Source organism: Promicromonospora sp. MEB111 (assembly GCF_030209445.1).
Taxonomy (GTDB): domain Bacteria; phylum Actinomycetota; class Actinomycetes; order Actinomycetales; family Cellulomonadaceae; genus Promicromonospora.
The window spans coordinates 117713-140536 of sequence record NZ_JARVSD010000003.1 but is presented as its reverse complement, the minus strand read 5'-3'; the positions used below and the strand labels follow the sequence as shown (position 1 = coordinate 140536).

9 protein-coding genes are annotated in these 22824 nt (G+C 71.4%); all 9 read right to left on the bottom strand.

Annotated features, from left to right (window positions below; genetic code table 11):
- Positions 1-33: 33 nt before the first annotated feature.
- Positions 34-6060: an Ig-like domain-containing protein gene (locus QRN56_RS02450; protein WP_285100884.1), complete on the bottom strand. Its 6027-nt coding sequence runs from the start codon at positions 6058-6060 to the stop codon at positions 34-36.
- Between the two features lie 203 nt (positions 6061-6263).
- Positions 6264-12365 (bottom strand): Ig-like domain-containing protein, encoded by a 6102-nt coding sequence (locus QRN56_RS02445; RefSeq protein ID WP_285100883.1) that lies wholly within the window; start codon positions 12363-12365, stop codon positions 6264-6266.
- A 178-nt stretch (positions 12366-12543) separates the two neighbouring features.
- Entirely contained in the window at positions 12544-14544 is a 2001-nt protein-coding gene (locus QRN56_RS02440; RefSeq protein WP_285100881.1) for a S1 family peptidase, read from the bottom strand.
- Positions 14541-14873, bottom strand: a complete 333-nt coding sequence (locus QRN56_RS02435; RefSeq protein ID WP_285100880.1) for a CU044_2847 family protein — start codon at positions 14871-14873, stop codon at positions 14541-14543. Before QRN56_RS02435 ends, QRN56_RS02440 begins: the two co-directional genes overlap by 4 nt.
- 112 nt (positions 14874-14985) lie before the next feature.
- Positions 14986-16386: an ATP-binding protein gene (locus tag QRN56_RS02430; protein ID WP_285100879.1), complete on the bottom strand. Its 1401-nt coding sequence runs from the start codon at positions 16384-16386 to the stop codon at positions 14986-14988.
- 40 nt (positions 16387-16426) lie between these two features.
- Positions 16427-17515, bottom strand: coding sequence for a polyprenyl synthetase family protein (locus QRN56_RS02425; RefSeq protein WP_502928738.1), 1089 nt, complete (start codon positions 17513-17515; stop codon positions 16427-16429).
- Positions 17512-19281 (bottom strand): NADH-quinone oxidoreductase subunit NuoN, encoded by a 1770-nt coding sequence (gene nuoN / locus QRN56_RS02420; RefSeq protein WP_285100878.1) that lies wholly within the window; start codon positions 19279-19281, stop codon positions 17512-17514. The genes QRN56_RS02425 and nuoN overlap by 4 nt, the downstream gene beginning before the upstream one ends.
- Entirely contained in the window at positions 19278-20861 is a 1584-nt protein-coding gene (locus QRN56_RS02415) for an NADH-quinone oxidoreductase subunit M (protein ID WP_285100877.1), read from the bottom strand. Before QRN56_RS02415 ends, nuoN begins: the two co-directional genes overlap by 4 nt.
- Before the next feature lie 11 nt (positions 20862-20872).
- On the bottom strand, positions 20873-22813 hold the full coding sequence (gene nuoL / locus QRN56_RS02410; protein ID WP_285100875.1) for an NADH-quinone oxidoreductase subunit L: 1941 nt from the start codon (positions 22811-22813) through the stop codon (positions 20873-20875).
- Positions 22814-22824: the final 11 nt, after the last annotated feature.

Genomic DNA, 22824 nt, shown 5'->3' with positions numbered 1-22824 from the left:
CGCCGCGTGCGCGGCGGCCGGGCAGGGTCGGTTCTACCAGGTCCTCGCTTCGTACAGGGTGCCGTCGATCCGGACGGCCACCTGGGTGTTCGGGTACCCGTAGAAGCAGCTGAGCTGGCGGCTGCCGTTGCCCGAGAAGCTCATGCTGTAGGAGCGGTCGGGCGTCAGGATGTTGTGCCACCCGGACTCGTCCGGGTTGGTGCCCGAGTAGCACTCGACGCTGTGGTTGCCACCGGGGAAGTCCTGCCAGTTGACGACGAAGTACGCGCACGAGGAGTGCGTGCAGTCACCGTTGTTGACGCTGGAGCCCTTGGTCACCCAGGCCTTCGGGTCCGGTGCCTTGTCCGAGGTGCCGGTCGCACAGGTCTGCTGCGACTGCCCCTCGGTGTCGGTCACCGTGACGCAGGCAGTCCTGTTCTGGCTGTACCCCGCGGAGGCCGACTGGCTGCCCGACCGGGCGTTGCTGGTGATGTCGCCGGTGACCCGGACGGTCGTGCTCCGGCCGTTGGTCGCGTCACCGTTCCACGTGAACGTGACCTTCTGGTCGCCGCCGACCGCGCTGATCGTCGGCTTGGGCGGCACGCCGTAGGGCACCACCGCGTCCGACGCCGCGGACCAGCCCGAGCAGGTGTAGCCGTTGCAGGCCCGCACCTGGAAGGTGTACGACGTCCCGTTGTTCAGGCCCGTGTACGTGTACGACGTCGCGTTCCCGGCGCTCCGGGCGCCACCGCCGTTGGCCTGGACCTCGTACCGGGGGCTGGTGCCGCGGAAGTCGCCGATGGCGCCCCAGCTCACGTTCGCCTGGCCGCTCGTGGTGGACCCGAGCGCCGCGTTCGGCCGGCCCGGGGTGTCCGGCGTGCCGTACGGCTCCACCGCGTTGGACTGCCCGCTGACCGGCGAGTCGCCGGCCTTGTTCGTGGCCATGACGGTGAACGTGTAGCTCGAGCTGGTGCTCAGGTCCTGCACGGTCTGCGAGGTGCCCGAGGTGGTGATGGTGTTCACCTTCGAGCCGTCGCGGTAGACGTCCAGGGTGTACGTCTTGACCGCGTCGCCGTTGTTGGCCGGGGCCGTCCACGAGACGTTGATCTGGCCGCCCACGGCAGTGTCCACGCGGCTGGCGGTAGGCGCGGCCGGCTGCGCCGGGGGCGCGGCCGGGGTCTCCGGGGCCGACGGCTCGGACCACTCCGACGGGTCCGGCGCCTGGTTCTTGGCCTGCACCCGCACGGTGTACGCCGTGCCGTTGTTCAGGCCGGTCCAGGTGGTCGTGGTGCCGGGCTGGCAGGTCTTCTGCGTCACGCCGTCGGCCGGGGCCGGGCTGATCTCCAGGTTGACGCACTCGATCGGGGAGCGGTCCGTGTAGGACCGGTTCTGCCACTTCACGATCAGGCTCTGGTCGTCGAACTCGAGCGTCGGGGGCTCGGGCTGGTCCGGCTTCTCGTCCGGACGTGCCTCGCGCGACGCCGGGGAGGGCTCGGACTCGCCCACGTCGTTGGTCGCGGTGACCGTGAACGTGTACTTCACGTTGTTGGCGAGCCCGTCGAACGTGCAGGTGGTCGTGGCACAGGCGTGCTCCTGACCGGTCTGCGTCCGCAGCGTGTAGCCGGTGATGTCCGCGCCGTTGTTGTTGGGCTGGTCCCAGCTCAGCACCACGGTCTCGGAGCGCACCTCCTCCACCCGCGGCGCGCGGGGCGCCTCGGGGCGGCCCAGCACCGTCAGCTTCGCGATGCCGTCCACCTCGCGGTCGGGGTCGCCGGTCGCGTCCTGCACGCGGTAGCGCACGGTCATGACACCCGTGAAGTCCTCGTCCGGCGTCACCACGAGCTGGTTGCCGCGGTACTCGGTGGTGCCGATGCCCGTCTCGACGGTCGGCACGCCCGACAGCGTCAGCTCCTTCTCGGGGAACGGGTTGGTGTCGTTGTCCAGCACCGGGATCGTGGTCGCCTCGCCCTGGTGGGCGTCGAGCACCACGTCCTGCGTGGTCTGGACCAGCGGCCGTGTCGAGGCCACGACCTCGACGGTCAGCACGGCCTCGACCGCCGGGTTCTTGCCGTCGGAGACCGTCATCGCCAGCTCCTGGGCGGTGCCCTTCGACACGGACGGGTCGACCTGGGCCGAGACCGCGTTGCCGGAGACCGACGGCGAGATGCCCTCGACACCCTTGACCTCGAAGGTCAGCGGGTCCTTGTCCGGGTCCTTGACGTACCGCGACAGGTCGACCGAGCTCTCCTCGCCGGCCGCGACCTGCAGCACGGGCCGGCCCGTGATCTTGGGCGGCATGTTCTTGGACGGGGTCACGTCGATCGGCAGCGTCAGCACCGCCGTCAGGCCCTCGGGGTCGTCCGGCCCGTCGCCGTCGGTCACCTCGAAGCTGACCGACGCCGCGCCCGCGAAGTCCGCGGCGGAGGTGTAGACGAGCGTGTCCTCGTCCTTGACCTCGACCTTGCCCTCCAGCGCCTTGACCGTCTTCTCCTCCGTGATCCGCGGCTCGGTGCCGTCGCGCACCACCACATAGTCCGCGATGTCGATCGTCAGCGGCTCGCCGCTGGTCGCCTTGAGCGGCTCCAGGCCCGGCTTGACGTGCGGCCGCGCCTGGTCGCCCGGCACCCGCACGAACGCCTTGGCCTCCAGGCCGTCCATGTCGGTCACGGTGTAGGTGATCACCTGGGCACGCTCGGTGAGCTGCACCTCCAGCGAGCCCTCCTCGGTGATCTGCACGCCCTCCAGGTCCGGGTCGACCGTCAGCTCGAGGTCGGCGGCCACACCGTCCGGGTCCACGTCGTTGGCCTTGACGTCCACGGTCACCGACGAGGAGCCCTCGACGTCGTCCGCCGTCACCACGTCGTCGTGGGCGATGGGGCGCAGCAGGGGCGCGGTCTTGTCCACGTTCACCGTGACGGCGCCGCTCGCGGGGGCCCGGAAGCTGTCCTGGATGCCGTAGTAGAAGGAGTAGGAACCCTCGTCGTCCGGCGCGGTGACCACCACGTCGTCCTTGACGACCTTGGGCTCCATGTCCTCGGTGCCCTCGAACGCGCTCTCCACGAGGCCGATCTTGTCGCCGTCGGGGTCGGTGTCGTTCTCCAGCGCGCGGACGGCCACCGTGCGGCCCGGCCGCACCGTCGTCTCGTCGTCCGTGGCCTGCGGCGGCTGGTTGGTGGCGGGCTTCGGCGTGACGCCCACGCGCACCAGGCCCTCGCCCACCGCGCCGCGGGTGTCCGTCACCTGGTAGGTGAAGGTGTCCAGGCCGGTGCTGTCCTCGGCCGCGGTGTAGTCGATGAACCCGTCCACGATGGTGGCCGTGCCCTGCGACGGCGCCGCGGAGATCGAGCTCAGGGTGACGTAGTCACCGTCGGGGTCCGTGCCGTCCAGGTTCAGCGGAATCCGGGCGGTGCCTTCGCTCAGCACCCGGGCCGTGATGTCCGGGAGCTGCGGGGCCGCGTTCTCCGGGTCGTCCTTGACGACGATGGTCACCTGGGCGGAGTCCTTCTGCCCGTTGGAGTCCTTCACCTCGTAGACGGCGTGGTACGTCCCGGCCTCCTGGCCGGCACGGAACCGCACCGTGTCCTCCGAGACGAACGCCTCGCCCGCCGCGGCCGGCGGCGACTCCTGCAGCTCGTCGGTCAGCGTCAGCTCCAGGCCGTCCGGGTGCGTGTCGTTCTTCAGCACCGGGATCGTCACCACGTCGCCCACGTGCACGGTCGCCTCGTCCGGACCCGCCTCCGGCGGGCGCAGCTGGGCCGGCGCCGGGATCGGCACCACACGCACCTGACCGGTCGTGGTCCCCGAGCCGTTCGCGACGGTGTACGTGACCGTCACCGGCCCGTCCAGGCGCTTGACCTCCGAGACCTTCAGGATCTGGTGGTTGAGCACCGCGACCTTGACCGGGGCGTCGCCGGGCACGCTGACGCCCTGCACCACGAGCACGCCGCCCGCGGGGTCGGTGTCGTTGGCGAGCACGTCCACCAGCGCCGAGCCGCCGGTGGGCAGCAGCACCTGGTCGGAGACCGCGACGGGCGGGCCCGCCTCGTCCGGCGGGTCCACGACGTCCACGCGCACCAGGCCCATGGTCGGCTCGGGGCCGTCGGTGATCTGGTAGGTCACGTCGTACGAGCCGGGCGAGTCGCTCGCGACCCGGAAGGTGCCGGCGCCGTAGTTCGGCGTGATCGTCAGGCCGGGCTTGTCGGCGACCGCCGTCAGGCGCAGCTTGTCGCCGTTGGGGTCGAAGTCGTTGACCATCGGCCGCACCGTCGCGGGCTCGCCGGTCAGCACGGTCACGTGGTCCTGCACCGCGACCGGCGGCACGTTGGTGGCGATGACGTCGACCAGCAGCCGGCCCTGGAAGGGCAGCCCGAAGGCGTCGGAGACCGTGATGTCCACGATCTTGCGACCGGTGGTCGTGCCGCCGTCCCGGAACTCAATGGTGCCGTCCGGGCGGAACCGCACCTCGTCCAGGGGGTCGGCGGTGCTCGCGTTCGACAGGAACATGTCGTCGCCGTCGGGGTCCTTGAAGTACGGCAGCACCTTGATGGTCGCCATGCCGTCCTGGCCCACCCGCAGCACGGGCTCGCCCGACTGGATCGGCGCGTTGTTCTCCTCCAGCGGCACCACCTTGACGTCCACGGACGCCTCGTCGGCGCCGCCCTCGCGACCGTCGTTCACCTCGTACGTGAAGCTCGTGGTCCCGGTCGCGTCCGCCGGCACGTCGGCCTGCAGGGCCGCGCCGTCGAGCACCCGGTCGACGCCGACCGCGCCGTCGACCTCTCCCGTGACCTTCACGACCATGACGTCGCCGTCCGGGTCCACGTCGTTGCCGAGCACGTTGAGCACCGTGGTGCGGCCCGGCCGCACGCCGAACGAGTCGTCCTTGGCGACCGGCGGACGGTTGGCCTTGTTGCGCTCGGCCACGAACTGGTCGACCTGCTCCGGCGTGGTCTGCTCGGACTCGGTCTTCTCGCCCTCGGCGTCCTCGGGCATCTTGAGGTCCCAGTCGTCGACCTTCTCGAACTGGTCGGCGGCCATCCACAGCGAGCCGTTCGCGACGTCGTTCAGGACGATGATGTTGCGGTTCACGCGGTAGACGAGGCTGATGCCGGCGTTCACGCCCTCGAGCACCTGGTCCACGTCGTTGTCCGTGCCCTCGCAGTCACGGATGACCTGGCCCGAGTTCCAGGCGCCGTAGACGCAGCCGCTGAGCTGCACGGGGGCCGACGGCCCGCCCTGCGCCGTGCGCGTCGTCGCGTCGCCGCCCCCGAGCGGCTGGGAGACCAGGCCCTTCGTGGTGGCCAGCACCACGTTGTCCGACTCGACGGACGGCTGCTGCAGCATGCCCTGGGAGCCGTCCTCGATCTCGACCGAGTCGCCCCCGGGCAGGATCAGGTTGCCCGTCGACTGGTTCAGCACCACGGGCTGGTCGCCGACCGCGGTGACCTGGATCTTGGCGTCGGCGCTCAGCGCGAGCGACGACTCCTCCGGGTCCTCGGCGACGCCCTGCGAGCTGGTGGGGACGGTGTACAGCTTGCCGTCGGCCGGCACGGCCAGGAACACGGTGCCGTCCTTGGCCACCGCGAGCGTGCCGCCCGGGCCGGCCTTGACCGTGGGCTTGAGCTTCTTCTCGTCGAACGCGACCGCGCCGTCGAAGGGCAGGACCCAGGCCTTGCCGGACTCGTCGTCGTACACCGCGGTGGTGGCGCCGCCCGCGGCGACCTGCGCGCCGGCGGGGAACTTCATGGTGCCGCGCAGCGTGAGCTGCGCCGGCTCGACGGGGCTCGCGGACGAGTCGCCCGTGCTGTCCAGGAGCACGCGCTGGGCGTCCTGCTCCACGTCGAAGCTCGCCGAGTTGGCGAGCAGGGTGCCGTCGAGGGCCTTGGCCTCGTAGTTGAACCGGCCGAGCTTGCCCGAGGCGGTCTGGGTCACCCAGACGCCCGAGTCGTTGAGCTCGACGTCGGCGGTCGCCTCACCGTCGTAGAGGAGCGCGAAGCCCAGGAGCCCCGCGCCGAAGAGGGTTACCACACCGACCGATGCTGCCGATCTGCGGTTCTCGTACACGCGTGAGACAAAGCTCATGCGTCCTCCTCTTCATCACGCCACCGAAAATTTGCCCGCCCGGACGGCACACACAGGCGCAACGGGAGCACACTACCGGGGGGAAGGGTGAATCGTCGTGGAATTTCAGTGGGCAGGACTACCCATGCCGCCCGTCCAGATTGTAGGAGTTCGTCTGGTAAGCGGCCGGAGTGTCGCGACCGTGTCGGCGCAATCTCATCCGTTCACCAGAGCAGGTGGTTCGACTCCCCCAGCTGCTGGGTCTCGATCCAGGTGTGCTCACCCGTGTAGCCGTGCATGCAGTCGGTCTGCCCCGACCAGTTGCCGTTGCCGTCCGTCCGCAGCGGCACACCCCACGCCTGCCCCCACCACTGCCCCTGCTCCCACCGGGGGAAGTACACCTGGCCCGCGGAGTTGTGCTCCGTGGACAGGCACCGCATGGTGAACGCCGTGTTCGGCTCCCACCCGGTGATGCTCATGTTGATCCACCGGCACGCGGCGCCCTGCTGGCAGCCGGACGACGTCGACCCGTCGGCGCCCTTCGAGATGGTGAAGCTGCGGTTGGCCGGATTCGAGTTGGTCCGTCCGCTGCCCGACGCCGTGGTGCCGCACCCGGCCGCGTTGCAGGCCTGCGCATCGATCGTGTAGCTCGTGCTGTACGCGGGCCCGACGTCGACGGTGCCGCCCGACGCGGCCATGTTCTGCCAGCCGCCGCCGTTGACGCGGTACCGCATCGACTCCACGGCCCGGCCGCCGTTGCTGCCCGGGGGCGACACGGTGAACCGGCCCTCGGAGGACGAGCGCAGCGTCCAGCTCACGCCCGGGGCGCCCGGGGTCGTGTACGGGGTCACGGCGTTCGAGCTCGCCGTCCACGCCGAGCACGTGTACTGGTTGCAGGCGCGCACCTGGAACCGGTACGCCGTGCCGTTGCCGAGACCCTGGAACGTGTACGAGGTGGCGGTCCCCGCGTTCGCGGGGGTGCCCCCGCCGTTGGCCAGCACCTCGTACCGGTGGCCCGGGCCGCGGAAGTCGCCCGACGCGATCCCGCCCCAGCTCACGTCGGCCTGGCCGCTCGTGGTGGAGCCGAGCGCCGCCGTCGGCGTGCCCGGGACCTGCGGCTGTCCGTACGGCACCTGCGCGGCCGACCGGTCGCTGGCCGGGGACTTCCCCGCCTTGTTCTCGGCCGTGACCGCGAACGTGTAGGAGGCCTCCGCGGAGAGCCCCGAGACGACGCGCGAGGTGCCCGTCACCGTCTGGGTCTCGACCTTGGCACCGTCCTCGAAGACGTCCAGGTAGTACTTCTCCACCGGGTCGCCGTTGTTCGCCGGCTCGGTCCACGCGACCGTGATCTGCCCGCCGAGCGCGTTGTCCACGCGCTGCGCGGTCGGGGCCGCGGGCTGGGCGGGCGGTGCGGCGGGGGTCTCCGGCGCGGAGGCGTCGCTCCAGTCCGAGGGGTCCGGTGCCGCGTTCACGGCCTGCACCGTCACCGTGTAGGCGGTGCCGTTGGCCAGGCCGTCCCACACGATCCGGGTGCCGGTGACGCAGGACTTCTGGATCACGCCGTCGGCCGGGGCCGGGCTGATCTCCAGGTTCACGCACTCGATCGGCGACCGGTCGGTGTAGGCCCGGTTCTTCCACGAGACCGCGAGCGACGAGTCGCCGAACGTCAGCGACGGCGGCTCCGGCTTGTCCGGCTTCTCGTCCGGGCGGGCGTCCTCCGACGGCCCGGACGGGTCGGACTCCCCTACCTCGTTGGTCGCCGTGACGGTGAAGTTGTAGACCACGTCGTTCTTGAGGCCGGAGACGGTGCACGTCGTCGACCGGCACTCGGTGACGTCGCCCTTGCCGGACCGGGCCGTGTACCCGGTGATCTCGGCGCCGTTGTCCGACGGCGGGTCCCACGCCAGCACGACCGTCCCGGACCGCACCTCCTCGACCTGCGGGGCGCGCGGCGCCTCCGGCCGGCCCAGCACGGTCAGCCGGACCGTGCCCTCCACCTCGCGGCTGACGTCGGCGGTCGCGTCGGCCACCCGGTACCGCACCACCATCGCGCCCACGAAGTCGTCCGACGGCGTCACGACCACCGTGGAGCCCGTCGCCTCGGCGAAGCCCTCGCCCGTCTCGACCACGGCGCCGACCACCGTCAGCGGCTCCTGCGGGAAGGGGTTGGCGTCGTTCGCGAGCACGTCCACCGTGGCGGCCTCGCCCTGGTGCGCGTCGCGCACCTCGTCCGGGTTGGCGCGCGCCAGCGGGCGCGTCGAGGCCACGACCGTGACGGCGAGGTCCCCGGCGACGGGCGGGTGCCCGCCGTCGGACACCGTGAACGGGACGGTGACGCGGGTGCCCTTCGGCACCGCGGCCTGCGCCTGCGCGAGGACGGTCGACCCCTCGGTGCCGAACGTGATGCCCTCGGCCCCGCCGGTGAGCTCGACGGTCAGCGGGTCGCCCTCCGGGTCCACCACGACGCGCGACAGGTCGAGCGCCGCCTCCTCGCCCGCGGCGACCTCGAGCAGGGCCGTCCCCTTGATCTCGGGCGGCTGGTTGCGGCTGGCCCGCACGTCGATCGGGAGGGTGAGCACCGCGGTCCGGCCCTCGGGGTCGTCGGGGCCGTCGCCGTCGGTCACCTCGAAGGTGACGGAGGCCGGGCCCACGTAGTCCTCGTCCGACGTGAACGTGAGCGTGGTGGGACCGGTGACCTCGCGGGTGCCCTCGACGGCGGACACCTTCTCCTCGACCGTGAACCGCGGCTCGTGCCCGTCGGCCACCACGACGTGGTCGGCGATGTCGATCTCGAGCGTCTCGCCCGCGAAGGTGCGCAGCGCCTCGACCGGCTGCCTCAGGTGCGGCAGCGAGCCGTCGCGCGGCACCCGCAGGAACGCCTTGGCCGTCAGGTCGTCCAGGTCGGTGACGGTGTAGGTGAGCACCTGCGGGTCCTCGGTGAGCGCCACGGTGACCTCGCCACCCTCACCGAGCGTGACGCCGGCGGGCTGCTCGCCGTCCTCGTCCAGCACGGCGACCGTCAGGTCGCTCGCGACGCCGTCGGGGTCGGTGTCGTTGCCCAGCACGTCCACGGTCACGGTGTCGGAGGTGACCTCGGTGGGCGGTACCACGTCGTCGCGGGCCACCGGCCGCAGCAGGGGCGCGTCCTTGGCGACCTGGACCGTGATCGCGCCGGTGGCGCGGGCCGCGTACGTGTCCTCGATGCCGTAGTAGAAGGTCTGGGTCCCCTCCTCGCGTGGCGTCGTGACGACGACCTGGTCCTCGACGACCTCCGGGTCCAACCCCTCCGCACCCTCGAACGACTTCGACACCAGGCCGACCTGGTCGCCGTCCGGGTCGGAGTCGTTGGCCAGCGCGTCCACCGCGACGTCGCGGCCGGGCCGGACGAGCGTCTCGTCGTCGCCCGCGGTGGGCGGCTGGTTGACGCCCGGCGGCTGCGCGATGCCTACCGCGACCGTGCCCTCGGCGGTGGCGCCGCGCGTGTCGGAGACGGCGTACCGGAACTCGTCCGCGCCCGCGGACTCCCGGGACGCCTCGTACTCGAGGAACCCGTCGACGACGCGGGCCGTGCCCTGCGACGGCGGCGCCGAGAGACCGTCGAGCGTCACGTGGTCACCGTCGGGGTCGCTGCCGTCGAGCGGCAGCGGGATCCGCGTGACCGCGCCCGCGAGCACGCGCGCCGTGGTGTCCGGCGGCTGCGGGGCCGCGTTCTCCAGGGTGTCGGTGACGTTGATCGTGACCTGCGCGGAGTCCTTCTGGTTGTTGCTGTCCCGCACCTCGTAGACCAGGTGCGCGGTCCCGGCCTCGGAACCGGCACGGAACCGCACCGTGCCCTCGGACACGAAGGCCTCGCCGACGTCCGGCTCCTCCACCAGCTCGGGCGTGAGCTTCAGCTCGAGCCCGTCCGGGTGGGAGTCGTTCTTGAGCACCGGGACGGTCACGATGTCGCCCGTGTGGACGGTCGCCTCGTCCGCCGCGGCCTCGGGCGGGCGCAGCTTGGTCGGCGCGGCGATCGGCACCACCCGCACCTGCCCGACGGCGGTCTCCGTGCCGTTGGACGCGGTGTACCGCAGGGTCACGGGCCGGTCCAGGCGCTCGGTCTCGGCGACCCGCAGCACGTGGTGGTCCAGCACCACAGCCGTGACGCCCGCCTCGGCCTCCACCAAGGACGCCACCAGCACGCCGCCGCCCGGGTCGGAGTCGTTCGCCAGGACGTCCACGAGCGCCGAGCCGCCCGCGGGGAGCAGCACGGTGTCGGCCACGACCACGGGCGGGCCCGCGGCGTCGGGCGGCGGGAGCACGTCGACGCGCACCAGGCCCATCGTCGAGCTCGGCCCGTCGCTGACCTGGTAGGTGATGTCGTAGCTGGCGGGCTCCTGGCTCACGAACCGGAACGTCCCCGCGGCGTAGTTCTCCGTGATGGTGGCCGGCTCCTGCTCGGAGACGCTGACCAGGCGCAGCCGGTCGCCGTTCGGGTCGGAGTCGTTGCGCAGCGGGCGGACCGTGACCGGGTCGCCGGCCAGGACGGTCACGTGGTCGGCCACGGCGACCGGCGGCTCCTGCGTGGCGATCACGTCGACGAGCAGCCTGCCGGTGCCCACCTGGTCGAGCCCGTCCGACACCGTGAGGTCCACGATCTTGCGGCCCGTCGTCGTGCCGCCGTCGCGGAACTCGACGGTGCCGTCCGGGCGGAACCGCACCTCGTCCATCGGGTCCGCGGTGGTCGCGCTCGACAGGACGAGGTCGTCACCTTCGGGGTCCCGCCAGAACGGCAGCACCTTGGTCGACGCGTCCCCGCCCTGCGCGACGCGCAGCACCGGTTCGCCCTTCGGCGCGGGCGCCTTGTTCTCGCTCAGCGGCACCACGCGCACCTGCACCTTCGCGTCGGCGGTGCCGCCACGACCGTCGTCCACGGTGTAGGTGAAGGTGGTGCTGCCCGTCGCCGTCTCCGGCACGTTCGCCTGCAGCGCCGCGCCGTCCAGCACGCGGTCCACCGAGATGTCCGAGGCTCCCGTGCCGGCCACCCTGCCGGCGGGCTCCGCGATCGACGCCGTCATCACGTCGCCGTCGGGGTCGAGGTCGTTGCCCAGCACGTCGAGCACGGTGGTCCGACCGGGCCGGACCCCGATCGAGTCGTCCTTCGGCGCGGGCGGCCGGTTGGGCTTGTCCCGCTGCGCGATGAACTGGTCCACCATCTCGGGCGTGGTGGTCTCGGCCTCGGTCTTCTCGCCCTCGGCGTCCTCGGGCAGCTTCAGGTCCCAGTCGTCGACCTTCTCGAAGTCGTCCGCGGCCATCCACAGCGTGCCCGCCGTGACGTCGTTCAGCACGATCACCTGGCGGTTGACCCGGTAGGCCAGCTCGCCGTCCGCGCCCTCGAGCAGCTCGTCCACGTCGAGGTCCGTGCCCTCGCAGTCCCGGACCACCCGGCCGGTGCCCGACCAGGCACCGAAGGTGCAGCCGCCGAGCTGCACGGGCGCCGCCGGGGTGCCCTGGCCCACCCGGGTGGTCGAGCTGCCGCCGTCGAGCGGCTGGGTGACCAGACCCTTGGTCGTCGCCACGACGACGGCGTCGGCCTCCGCCGACGGCTGCTGGAGCCGGGCCTCGGCCCCGCCGGCCAGCTCCACGACGTCACCGCCGGGCAGCACCAGCGTGGCCGCGCTGCGGTCCAGGACCACCGGCCGGTCGCCGACGGCGGTCACCTCGATCTCGGCGTCCTTGCCGACCGGCAGCTCCGCGTCCGTCACCGTGTCCACGGTGCCCGAGCCGGTCGTCAGCACGGTGGCGATCCGGCCCTTGGCGGGGGCGGCGCCGAAGACCGTGCCGTCCGTCGCGACGGCGACCCGGGCACCCGGCCCGAGCAGCGCCGTCGGCTCCAGGTCGGCCGCGCTGAACTGGACGGCGGCCTCGAACGGGAGCACCCACAGCCGGCCGTCCTCCGGGTCCAGCACCGCCGTGGTGTGCCCGCCGGACGCGATGACGGCGCCGGCGGGCGCGGTCATGGTGCCGTCCAGGACGAGCTGCGCCGGATCGACGGGACTCGCCGTGGCGGTACCCGCGTCCGTCATCAGGACCCGGTACTCGGCCTGCTGCACGTCGAACGTCGACGAGCCGGACAGCAGCGTGCCGTCCATCGCCTGTGCCTCGTTGTTGAACCGTCCGAGCAGCCCCGCTGACGTCTTGGTGACCCAGACGCCGGAGTCGTCGAGGTCGACCTCGGCGGTGGACTCACCCTGCTGCAGCACCGACAGCAGGATCAGGGCCCCGGCGAAGACGGCGACGACGCCGCCGGAGACGGCCGAGCGCGGCGACACCTTCAATCCGGGCACAGGTCTTCCTCAAGTCTTGATCAACGGCGGTGGCGGCAGCCTAGCCGTTGCCTCCGACAACCGGCACGTTAGAGGGTCTCCCGTGCGGGTGAATTCATCGTCGGTGGACGACGGCGCGATGCTGGCCGATCCACAGTACGAAGCCCAACAGGTTCCCGTCGGTGGAGCTAGCGGTGCCCTATACAGACGCCACGTTCCGACGTCCGACGAACCGCTCCGCCAGCTCGGCGCAATACCGGGCGTGCCTGGCCTTGTGCACCTCCACGAAGTACTGCTGCCATGTGGCGGCGGTCCTCGCGAGCCAGATCGTCAAGCCCACCGCGACAGCGACACCCAGGACGGGCACCTGGAACATCAGCACGATCACGGCTCCAGCTCCCACCTTCGCGACAGTCCGTCCCCGGCGGTCGCGGAACGAGGCGATCAGCCGCACACGGTCGTTGAACGGCGGCCGGTACCTGCCTCCAGCACCAAAGGCAGCACGGCCCAGCACGATCAGCGCGGTGATGTCGACGGCGAACGCCGTGAAGAGCGCCGCACCGAACACGGAGCCCCCACCCGAGGCCAGGGCAAGCAAACCCCCGCCCACCAGGCAGCCCAGCAGAAGGACTCCCGCATGCATGCCAGTCCAGACACCGGCCCGAGCGAACGCTTTGAGATCGTTGGGGCGCGCGGTGAGCTCATGCTCCCAGGCGTAGCGTGACAGGAGCGTCACGCCCACCCACCAGATGGGCGACCGTTCCTGATGTGCCTGCATGAACTCGTCGTACCAGGGGACGCCACCAGGTTCGGAGCCAGGGTGCGCGTACCGGGTCATTCGCAGGGTCCGCACATCTGCGGCCTCCGGCGCCGGCAGAACGGCATTCAGGAGCACCGCGTGGGCCAGTGCGCGCCGTCCGAACGACGAGAAGATCTGCACTCCGCGGGCCGGAACACTGGTGTCCCACCAGCGGTCCCAGTCCTTCCGCGCGCGCATCCAGTTCTGATAGTGGCGACGCGCACCCTCGAACCCATTGAAGCGCGAGAGCGCCTCCCAGAAGATCGAGGTGTCGAGCTGGCGCCAGATCGTCAGCCGCTCGAAGTTGGCCAGGCCGCCGCGGAGGAACTGCTCCACGCTCACGATGTCTTCCGGGAGTGGGGGCAACACCATCTCGCAGAGGTACTCATACGTCACGCGCCGGCCGCGCCACACCGGGTCGTGGTCCGGGTCGAGCCAGGCCAGCAGGAAGAACACCATGAAATCGGCAGGGATGCCGGAGCGAAGGCGCCCATCGATGAGCTCCCGCACTTCCTCGCCTGCCTCGCTGTCCGGCTTGTCGTACTGGCGGAGCCACTCGACCAGCAGGCGCCACCCCTCGGTCTCGCTCATCAGGACGTTCGGCGTTCCGAAGAACTGCCGCTTGGCGGCGAACCAGTTCAGGCGGATCGCGTTGGCCAGGCTGCGCTTGCCGGTGTGCCGCTCGCCGGCGAAGACGAGCGGACCGACCTGAGCCTCCGCGTCCTCGTACCCGGGGTGGATCCAGCGGAGGCGGTCGGCGAGGTGGTGCGCGGGGATCATCCGGGCGATCAACCGCTGGTCCGACTCCGCCACCATGCCGACCACAGCGCCGGCCTCCGCGTCCCACACGGCCGCACCGCTGTACCCGCCCGTGATCGGCTCCTCTTGCGCCCCGGTGTTCATCTGGACGCGGCCGAGGCTGTCGGCGGACCGGAACTCTCCCTGCGACGACTGTCCGGTGTCGTACCCTTCGGGGAAGCCGAAGGTCCGATAAGTGTGCCCGTAGACGCTCCGCGGCGAAGCGAGTCGGACGACGTCCGCGCCCTCGTAGCCCTCCTCCAAGCGCAGGACCGCGATGTCGTCGCCGTCCATCTCCGCGGGGACCCGCAGGTCTTGGATCCCGTTGTGCGCAAGCTCTTCGACGCTGACTCGCTCGACTGCTTCCTTGCCCGGCACCCAGGCGACAACTCGGCCGACCCGGCGCTCACCAGTGATCATGAGTTCGACGGGCACCGGCAGCCGCGGGACCCTGCCGTCGGTCTCCTCCAGCCCAAGGACATCCTGGACCACGTGGGCGCAGGTGCACACGAGATCGGGTTCGACCAGGAAGCCCGCACCATGGATCTTGCCCGACGCGTCCCTGATCCGAACCGTCCAGGGGGCTTCGTGGCGCGCGCTCATCGCTGCCCCTCACGGTTGCCGGACCACCGAAGCGTCAGGCTCAGGTTGGCCTCGGTCGACGCTCTGGCGATGACGACGCCGGCCTCGGTCGTCATGCTCACGCCGAGTGCGAGCGTGATCTCGTCCGGTGAGACGGCCAGCGACCGCATCTTCGTGTCAACGGCCTCGACGACACCGCGCAGGTCGTCGAGGGCCTCGTCCAGCGTCGCCTTGACACCGCGGCCCGGCCCCCGACTCACCGGCCGCGTACCAGGACCTGGGGCGCGCTCCTCGACCTCGACCAGCACTTCCGTGCCATTGCCCAACGCCAATTTCTCCAAGCGCACCACGAGGCCTCCACCACCCAGGACCGGGGCACCGCGCCACGGCAGCCAAGAAATTACCAGCGCAAATTGCGCTTTGCACGCAATTTTGTGATATTTCTTTACCGTCGTTCGCCAGTCAGGAGACGCGCCACACGGCTCTGGGGTCCTTCGACGACTGGCCCTCCCACACGACGACCCCCAGCTCCTGCAGTCGCTGCAGGTGCCGGATGGCGGTCGGGCGGGCGACCTCCGCCACCTCTGCAACCTGCCCGGTCCCCAAGGGCCGCCCGGCCCCGCGGAGCACGTCCAGCACGTGCCGCGCGCCCCGGGAGAGCTGATCGGCGATCTCCTGAGGCAACGTGTCGAGCGCCGACAAGATCAATCGCACCCCGCTCTGGGTCTGCGTGTACATCGGATCGGTCAGGCCGCGGGCGCGCATCTCGTCGAACATCCGACGGATTCCTTCGCCGAGCTCCTGAGCGATGCCCAGGTCCGAGCACACCCGTGCGATGCGGGGGTTGCGGGCGTACCGGCTGATGTCGAGCGGGCGGTCCGGGTCGACGATCCCGGGAAAGCGACCAGGGCTCGAGATCTCTACGCGATCGGGGAAGATCTCGACCCGGATGTGGTCACCGATCATGCTGTAGGACCTGTGCAGCACCGCGTTCACGAGACCTTCCAGCCATGCGTCACGCGGCACGATCCCTGCCGCCTCGAAACGGCCCGAGCCGGCGAGGGCCCTCCGGCGAGGGAGCAGCCGCTCGATCTCGCGAGCCGCCTGGTCGATCTGCTGCGGGATCGACCCTTCGCACCGCACGTCCGCATCGTCGTCCAGCGTGAGCCGCGCCCCCGAGCCACGGTCCACCTCGGTGTATCGCAGCACACGTACGTGCGCGTTGGGATAGAGCGCCTGAGGTGACGCCCCGAACAGGAGATACGCAGCGACCGTCGGATGACCGCCACGAGCCAGCAGGCCGCGCGCACGCAGCATCCCCTCGGGGGACGTCGACCCGATGGCGAGCTGATACGCCGCCACCTGATCAGGGTCGAGGTCGTCGATCTCGACACGAGCCCGCGTGCCGTCGAACGGTGCCGAACCTCGGTCGAACTCAAGCTCTTGACGTTGGGCGAAGCCGAGTCGCCGCGACTCGTCTCCGACCCGCAGATACACGTCTCCCTTGGCCGTCTCGTGGACAGTCTCCCCCGGATCGACCCGCAGGATCAGGATGCAGCCGCCGCCCGCCAGCTCGATCTCCTCGACACGTGCCCGGACGACGGGCCGGGTGAAGTCCTGGGCGGCCTGACGAAGGGCGTTGACCCGTGCCCGTGGCACACCGTCGACCGCGCCGTCGTGGAATCCGACGACGACGCAACCACCCTCGGCGTTCGCCAACGCAACGAGCGGGACCGCCAGGTCTTTCGGATCGACCCGGCCGGACTTGCGTTCGAACCACTGCCCCTCGGGCGTCCGGGCAAGACCGTCGAGCGCCTCCTCCAGCGGGAGAGTCAACGTCTGGTCTACCTCCGCGGCGTACATGAATTTACTCTAACATTGTTAGAGTAGATTCGAGCGGATCTCAGACCGCCCGGTCCGCCAACGCCTGCGCGAACTGCTCCAGGGAGTCCTTGACCGGCCCGTCCGGCAGCGGCGCCAGCTCCGCGGCCGCCTCGCGCGCCCAGCGCACCGCGAGCTCCCGGGTGTCGGCGAGCACGGGGTGCGCCCGCAGGCGCTGCAGGGCGGCCGTCAGCACCTCGTCGGACGACAGGTCGCCGTCGAGCGTCGCGAGCAGGTCCCGGTCCTCGTCCGTGGCGGAGCCCGAGGCGACGTGCTGGCGCAGCAGCAGCACCGGCATGGTCGGCACGTGCTCCCGCAGGTCGGTGCCCGGCGTCTTGCCCGAGGTCTCGCCCGACGACGCGACGTCGAGCACATCGTCGGCGAGCTGGAACGCGACGCCGACCTTCTCGCCGAACGCGCCCACGGCCTCGACCTGCTCCTTCGGCGCACCGGAGAGCATGGCGCCCAGGCGGGCCGACGCCGACAGCAGCGACGCCGTCTTGTCCGACAGCACCTGGAGGTAGTGGGCCACGGCGTCCTCGCCGTCGTCCGGGCCCATGGTCTCGTGCAGCTGCCCCATGCACATCCGCTCGAACGTGCGGGACTGCAGGATCACGGCCTCGGGACCCAGCTCAGCCACCCGGGCCGAGGCCCGGGCGAAGAGCATGTCGCCCACCAGGATCGCCACCGAGTTGCCCCACACCATGTGCGCCGCCGGTGCGCCCCGGCGCATCGGCGCCGAGTCCATGACGTCGTCGTGGTACAGCGAGGCGACCTGCGTCAGCTCGACCACCACGGCGGCGTCGACGACGCCGGGGGCCGCGCCGTCGCCGAGCTCGCCCGTGAGCAGGGTGAGCAGCGGCCGGAACCGCTTGCCGCCCGCGTCGACGAGGTGCCGCGAGGCGCCGTCCGCCAGCTTGTCGGCGCTGGAGACGGCGTCCGACAGCGCGTCGTCGACCACCGTCAGCCGATCCGCGAGACGGGACGCCAGCTCCGGGTCCGTGATCGGCAGGCCGAGCGCGGTCGGGTCGGGCAGGTCAGTCGGAGCGGCCGGCGGTGTCGACGCCGACGTACCCGTCGTCGTCTGGGGCGGCAGCGGTACGGAGGTCACGGCACGAACTTACTTGCCTCTGCCGCCAGATTAAGAACCAGGGAGGGGAAAACGCCGAGAATCACCGTCGCGACCGCGCAGACGGCGATCGCCACGGCGGCCGGACCCCGGGACCGCACCACCGTCACCACGACCCGCTGCGCGGCTGTGGCCTGCACCTTGGTCGCGGTGGCGACACCGCCGGCCGCGGCCTCACCGCCCTCGCCCGCACTGCCCTCGCCGGCCGCGCTCGTCAGGACCTCGCCCTCGGCGGGCTCGACCCCCGGCGTGATCGGGGCGGGCTGGAACACCATGACCACCAGCAGCCGCAGGTAGAACGCGACGGCGACCACCGACGCGATGACACCCAGCACCGCGAGCCACCACAGCCCGCCCGACGTCGCCCCGCTGAACGCGCCGAACTTGGCGATGAACCCGGCGGTGAGCGGGATGCCCGCCATCGACAGCAGGAACAGGGCGAACGCGGCGGTGAGCCATGGGGCCTTGCGCCCCAGGCCGGCCCACTGCGCGATCTCCGTGGCCTCGCCGAGCACGACGCCGTCGTCCTCGACCGGACCGTTGTCCTCGCCGGCGCCGGCGGTGACCCGGCGCTCCCGGACCAGCGTGACCACGGCGAACGCACCGATCGTGGCGACGCCGTAGGCCAGCAGGTAGAAGAGCGTGGAGGACTGGACCTGCGAGCTGAAGCCCGCGATGCCCACGAGCAGGAAGCCCGCGTGCGCGATCGACGAGTACGCCAGCAGGCGCTTCACGTCGGTCTGCACCGAGCCGATCACCGTCCCGACGGCCATGGTCAGGACCGCGACCACCACGATGACCACCTGGAGCTGCCGCATGGTCTCGGGGCTGACGGCCTGCACGCCGATCGAGATGCGGTACAGCACCTCGACCAGCGCCGCGACGGCCGCCGCCTTGGTGCACGCGGCCATGAACCCGGTGATGGGCGTGGGCGCGCCGGTGTAGACGTCGGGCGTCCACGCGTGGAACGGCACGGCGCCCACCTTGAACAGCAGACCGACCGTCACCAGCAGCACGCCGGCCACGAGCAGCCCGGTCATGCCCTCCAGGGGCAGGCCGCCCTGCTGCACCGCCTGGGCGATCTCCAGGAGCCGCACCGTGCCGGCGAACCCGTAGATCAGCGCGACGCCGAAGATGAACAGCGCCGAGGCGAACGCGCCGAGCAGGAAGTACTTGGCCGCGGCCTCCTGCGAGAGCAGCCGGCGGCGGCGCGCCGTGGCGCACAGCACGTACAGCGGGAGCGACAGCACCTCGAGCGCGATGAACATGACGATCAGGTCGTCGGTGGCGGCGAAGAGCATCATGCCGCCCGCCGCGAACAGCAGCAGCGGGTAGATCTCGGTCTGCTCCAGGCCGGACCGGCGGGCCAGGTCCTCGTACGAGGTGCCGGGCACCGCCGCGGCCGTGGGCGCGAACGCGTCCTGGCCGGTGGCGGTGCGGTCGGCCACCACGAGCACGCCCAGGAACGCGAGCACCGCGATGATGCCCTGCGCGCCGAGCGCGAACGGCGTCAGCGTCACGCTGCCGCCGACCACCTGGACGGGCTGCGCCACGATCTGCGGCCACAGCACCGCCACGAACGCGACGCTGCCGGCCAGGGCGGCCAGGGTGAGCACGATCTGGGTCACGCGGCGCGCCCTGGCCGGGACGAACGCCTCGAGGAGCACGCCGACCACGCCCGCGCCCAGCACCACGATCAGCGGTGCGAGGGCGAGCCAGTCGATCTCGGGTGCCACGAACTCGTTCACTTGTCGCTCCCCATCTGCGCGGCGGCGTCCGCCGGTTCGTCGACCGCCGTGATCGTCGCCGACTGCTCGGCCGGCGCGTCCACGTAGGTCAGGGCGAGGCCCGGCACCAGGCCGAGCACCAGGAGTCCGGCCACCAGCGGGGCCGCGACGATGCGCTCACGCGCCTTGAGGTCGGGCAGGGCCTCCAGACCCTCGGCCGGCGCCCCGGTGAAGATCTTCTGGTAGGTCAGCAGCACGTAGACCGCGGCGAGCACCACGCCCGGGATCGCCGCGACGGTCCAGGCGGCCGAGCCGGCGGGGGCCCCGGAGAACGCGCCGATCAGCACCATGATCTCGCTGACGAACGTGGCCAGGCCGGGCAGCGACAGCGTCGCCAGGCCCGCCACGAGGAACGTGCCGGCGAGCACCGGGGTGACCGACCGCAGGCCGCGGTAGTCCGTGATCCGCTGCGACCGCTCCGGGTGCCGGGACACGAGGAATCCGGCCACGAGGAACAGCGCTCCGGTGGCGAGGCCGTGGTTGAGCATCATGAAGCTCGACCCGGCGGTGCCGAGCGGCGTGAAGGTGAAGATGCCCAGGATGATGAAGCCGAAGTGGCTCACCGAGGTCCAGCCGACCAGCCGCAGCAGGTCGGTCTGCATGATCGCCATGATCGCGCCGTACAGCACCGAGATCACGGCGAGCGCGATCACGAACGGCGCCGCCCAGCGGGACGCCTCCGGGAACAGCGGCAGGCAGAGCGTCAGCATCCCGAACGTGCCGACCTTGTCCAGCACGCAGATCAGCAGGGTGGACGTGCCGGGGGTCGCGTTCCCCGCGACGTCGGGCAGCCAGCTGTGCACCGGGACCATCGGGGCCTTGATCGCGAAGGCGATGAAGAACCCGATGAACATGAGGCGCTCGGCCGTGGTGCCCAGGTCGACCCCGACGAGCTCGTCCACGAGGAACGCCCTGCTCGGGTCCACGCCCGCGCTGACCGCGAGGAAGTACAGGGCGATCACCGCGGCGAGCATGATCAGCCCGCCGCCCAGGCTGAACATCAGGAACTTCACGGCCGCCTGGCGCCGTCCGGCGCCCTGCCCGAACCCGCCGATGAGGAAGTACGCGGGGATCAGCATGGCCTCGAACAGCACGTAGAACAGGAAGACGTCGCGGGCCGAGAACACGGCCACCATGAACGCCTGGAGCAGCAGCACGAGGCCGACGAACCGGCGCAGTCGCACCTGGTCGCGCCCCTGCTCGTTCCAGGCGGCCAGCAGCACCAGCGGCACCAGCACCACGGCCAGCGCGACCAGCAGCAGGCCGACGCCGTCGACGGCCACGGCGTACGAGGTGCCGATCTGCGGGATCCACGCGTGGGTCTCGGCGAGCTGGTGCTCGGCGGCGGCGCCCGTGTCGAACGCGAGGAACGCGCCGACGAGCAGGGCCACCTCCACCAGCGAGAACGCGAGCGCCGCCGGCCGGGCGAAGCCCGTGCGCGCGTTCGCGGAGCCGGTGCGGGAGCGACCGAGCGCGCCCAGCCCCACCACGACCGCGCCGACGAGCGGCCAGGCGATGAGGGCGGTCAGCCAGGGAAACATCTCTCCTCCGATCACTGGGCACCACCGAGGCCCACCACGAGCCAGGCGACGACGGCGATCACGAGGACGCCGCCCGCCATGCCCGCCGCGTACGAGCGGACGTACCCGGTCTGCGCCTTGCGGAACACCCCGCCGAACCACGAGACCGCCTGCGGCAGCACGCTCCAGCCGCGGTCGACGACGTCGCGGTCGCCCACCTGGACCACGCGGGCCAGCCCGAAGGCGGGCCGCACGACGAGCGTCTCGTTCGCGGCGTCCTGGTACAGGTCCTTGCGGGCGGCCCGCGTGAGCGCGGAGCCGCGCGGCGCCTCCTCGGGGACGAGCTGGACCGCGTACATCCGGAACGCCAGCAGCGCCCCGAGCACCACGACCACGAGGGTGGCGGTGATGATCAGCCAGACCGGCAGCACGGGCTCGTGGTGCTCGGCGTGCCCGACCACGGGCTCCAGCCAGGTGGTGAACGTGCCGCCGATGCCGAGCACCAGGCCCAGCGCGGCGGAGCCGACGCCGAGGAACACCAGGGGCCACCACATCAGCGGCGAGCCCTCGTGCGGGTGCTGGCCCTCGGTCCAGCGCGGACGGCGTCCGCCGAACGTCATGAAGAACAGGCGCGTCATGTAGAACGCGGTGATCGCGGCGCCGAGCACCGCGACCGTGCCGAACACCCAGGCCCGCCACGGCTGCCCCTCGACCGGGATGAAGGCGGCCTCGATGATGCCGTCCTTGCTCCAGAAGCCGGAGAACGGCGGGATCCCGAGGATCGCCAGCCAGCCCAGGCCCATCGTGATCCAGGTGATGGGCAGGAACCGCGACAGCCCGCCGAAGCGCCGCATGTCGGTCTGGTCGCCCATCGCGTGCATCACCGAGCCGGCGCCGAGGAACAGCCCCGCCTTGAAGAAGCCGTGGGTGAGCAGGTGGAAGATCGCGAACGCGTACCCGGCCGGGCCGAGGCCCGCGGCGAGCATCATGTAGCCGATCTGCGACATCGTGGAGGCGGCCAGGGCCTTCTTGATGTCGTCCTTGGCGCAGCCGACGATCGCCCCGAACAGCAGGGTCACGGCACCGACCAGCACCACGACGAGCTGCGCCGTCGGGGCCGCCTCCAGGATCGCGCCGGAGCGCACCATGAGGTAGACGCCGGCGGTGACCATCGTGGCCGCGTGGATGAGCGCCGAGACCGGCGTCGGGCCGGCCATCGCGTCACCCAGCCAGGCCTGCAGCGGGAACTGCGCCGACTTGCCGCACGCGGCCAGGAGCAGGCAGAGCCCGACCGCGGTGGCCGTGGCCTGCGACATCGAGCCGACGGAGTCGTCGGACAGGGCGGTGCCGAAGTCCAGGGCGCCCGCGTGGGCGAACAGCAGCGCCATCGCCGCGATGAGCCCCATGTCGCCGATGCGGTTCATGACGAACGCCTTCTTGGCCGCCACCGCGTTCTCGCGTGCGGAGGGCCGTCCCGTGTCCCAGAACCCGATGAGCAGGTAGGACGCGAGACCCACACCCTCCCAGCCCACGAAGAGCAGGAGGTAGGAGTCGGCCAGGACGAGCGTGAGCATCGCCGCGACGAACAGGTTCAGGTACGCGAAGAACCGGCGCCGGTCCGGGTCGTGGTCCATGTAGGCCACGGAGTAGACGTGGATGAGCGTGCCCACGAAGGTCACGAGCATCACGAAGGTCAGGGAGAGGGGGTCCAGCCGGAGGCCGAGGTCCACGTCCAGCCCGCCCGCGGACAGCCATGTCCACAGGTGGTGGTCCACGGAGCGGCCCTCGGCGGGGGTGCCGATCATGCGGAACATCAGGATGAAGGCCACGACCCCGGAGGCTGCGGAGGCCGCGACCCCGAGCCAGTGGCCCCAGCGGTCGATGGACCTCCTGCCCAGCACCACGGGCCACAGCAGCAGGATCGCCGCACCGATCAGCGGGAAGCCGATCAGCCAGGGGGCAAGCCCGATCACGTCGTTCACTC